We start from the raw sequence: 2356 nt of genomic DNA on the forward strand, positions 1-2356 counted from the left end.
GGGATCAGCCGGAGTAGGGCTTGACCTCGATGATCCTGACCATGGCCTGCTTGCCGTTCGGCAGCTCGTAGGTCGCCTCGTCGCCGATCGTCCTGCCGTCGATCGCGCGGCCGAGCGGCGACTGCGGCGAGTAGATGTCCAGGTCGTCCTCTCCGACCTCGCGCGAGCCCAGCAGGAACTTCATGGTGTCGTCCTCGTCGCCGTCGAAGGCGACCGTGACGACCATGCCCGGGGCCACCACACCCGAGTCCGCCGGGGCCTCGCCGACCTTGGCGCGCTCCAGGATCTGGGTGAGCTGGCGGATCCGCAGCTCGTACTTGCCCTGCTCCTCCTTGGCGGCGTGATAGCCGGCGTTCTCCTTGAGGTCACCCTCCTCGCGCGCGGCCTCGATCTTCTGCGCGATCTCGATCCGCCAGGGGCCGGTCAGGTGATCCAGCTCGGCCTTGAGCTGGTCGTAGCCGGACTGAGTGAGCCAGGTCACGTTCTCGCTGGTCTGGGTCACGGGTGCTCCTCGTAGGTGCTGGGGCTGTGCTGAGGGTGTGAGTCGTCAGCGTGTCGGGTGGTGCCGATATCGGTCTTAACTACAAAGCAACGCCCGCTCCCGTACCAGCTGGTGCGGAAGGGGCGAAACCACGAGCCTAACAACTCCCGCCGACAATCGGGAGGGTCGTTGGCCTGCCATTGACGACGACGTTGCGCCAAGGTGTACGGGATCGGCGGGACGGGCTCCTCTACGGATGCCCGTTCTCCCGAGCGGATATGCCTGGGGCGGGGTTACTTGGGAGTACAGCCCAGCAGCTCGGCGGTGGTGCCGCGGGCGGTGGTCCGCAGGCTCACCACCGCGTCGTACTCGGAGCCCTCGGCCGGGACGGGGAAATCGGCCACCCCGACCACGGCGCCGTTCTCGGCCTGCGAGCGGACGGTGCAGCTGCCGGCCGTGCCGTCGCTCTTGCGCACCGCCAGGTGGAGCTGGAGCTCGGTGTCGGAGAGCGCCTGGAAGGCCGGCACGGTGCCGTTGATCTTCGTCTCGCGGATCAGGTAGGAACCGCCGAGCCAGGCGACCAGGCCCAGGAGCAGCACCCCGCAGACCGCGCCGGCCGCCTTGAGGCGGCGGTCGTTCTCGCGGTCGCCGCGGCGCCCGTAGCGGTCCTCGGGCAGCTGCGGGGTCCTGGTGCCAGCGCTCATGGGGCTCAGTCCTCTCGTGGGGAGGGGGCCGCGCGGGTGGTGCGGGGGAATGCGGTGCTCCTCCAGTCCGTCACTATAGGAGGGGCACGCCCGCGGCCGGTCCGGCGGGGGCGGGCTCGGCCGTGTCGGCGCCCCGCGCGGCGGCCGGTCCCGCGGTGACGGGGCCCCGATAGCGGCTCAGACGGTGGGCAGACCGGCTTGCGCGGTACGCCCGACATTTGTGGAAGGAACGCACGCGTTGACTGAGCAGTTGCGACTGATGGCGGTGCACGCCCACCCGGACGACGAGTCCAGCAAGGGCGCGGCGACCATGGCCATGTACGTCGACCAGGGGGTGGACGTGCTGGTGGCCACCTGCACCGGGGGGGAACGCGGTTCGGTCCTCAACCCGAAACTGCAGGGCAAGCCGGAGATCGAGGAGAACATCCACGAGGTCCGGCGCAAGGAGATGGACGAGGCCCGCGCGATCCTCGGGATCAAGCAGGCCTGGCTGGGCTTCGTGGACTCGGGCCTGCCGGAGGGCGACCCGCTGCCCCCGCTGCCCGAGGGCTGCTTCGCGCTGGAGGACGTCAAGGAGGCGGCCGAACCGCTGGTCCGCCTGATCCGGGAGTTCAAGCCGCAGGTCATCACGACCTACGACGAGAACGGCGGCTACCCGCACCCTGACCACATCATGACCCACAAGATCACCATGGTGGCCTTCGACGCCGCGGGCGACCCCGACGCCTACCCCGAGGCCGGCGAGCCCTGGCAGCCGCTGAAGCTGTACTACAACCACGGCTTCCCGATGGGCCGGATCCGCGCCCTGCACAAGTACCTCTCCGACAACGGCCACGAGTCCCCCTACGGCGAGTGGATCGCCGGCTGGGAGAAGAGCGGCCGCCAGGAGCGCGAGATCACCACCCGGGTGCGCTGCGACGACTGGTTCGAGACCCGGGACCGCGCGCTGATCGCGCACGCCACCCAGATCGACCCGGACGGCCCGTGGTTCCGCGTCCCGCTGGAGGTCCAGCGCGAGGTGTGGCCCACCGAGGACTACGAGCTCGCCCGTACCCTGGTCGACGTGGACCTGCCGGAGGACGACCTGTTCGCCGGCCTGCGGACCCCCAGCCTGACGGCCGAGTCGGCCGACACGCGGGACTGAACCACCCCCCGACGGCCCGGCTCCGCG

At 70.2% G+C, this 2356-nt stretch carries 3 protein-coding genes; 1 reads left to right on the forward strand and 2 read right to left on the reverse strand.

Annotated elements, in window-relative coordinates:
- Nucleotides 1-4: 4 nt before the first annotated feature.
- Entirely contained in the window at nt 5-502 is a 498-nt protein-coding gene (gene greA, locus ABD308_RS16800; protein ID WP_344335057.1) for a transcription elongation factor GreA, read from the reverse strand.
- 272 nt (nt 503-774) lie between these two features.
- Nucleotides 775-1185 carry a DUF4307 domain-containing protein gene (locus tag ABD308_RS16805; RefSeq protein WP_344335058.1) on the reverse strand — a complete coding sequence of 137 codons (411 nt, stop codon included), beginning with the start codon at nt 1183-1185 and terminating at the stop codon, nt 775-777.
- 238 nt (nt 1186-1423) lie between these two features.
- On the opposite strand from ABD308_RS16805, the gene mca reads away from it, so the two are divergent.
- Nucleotides 1424-2329, forward strand: a complete 906-nt coding sequence (mca, locus tag ABD308_RS16810; protein WP_344335061.1) for a mycothiol conjugate amidase Mca — start codon at nt 1424-1426, stop codon at nt 2327-2329.
- Nucleotides 2330-2356: the final 27 nt, after the last annotated feature.

The organism is Kitasatospora putterlickiae (genome assembly GCF_039527695.1).
GTDB lineage: Bacteria > Actinomycetota > Actinomycetes > Streptomycetales > Streptomycetaceae > Kitasatospora > Kitasatospora putterlickiae.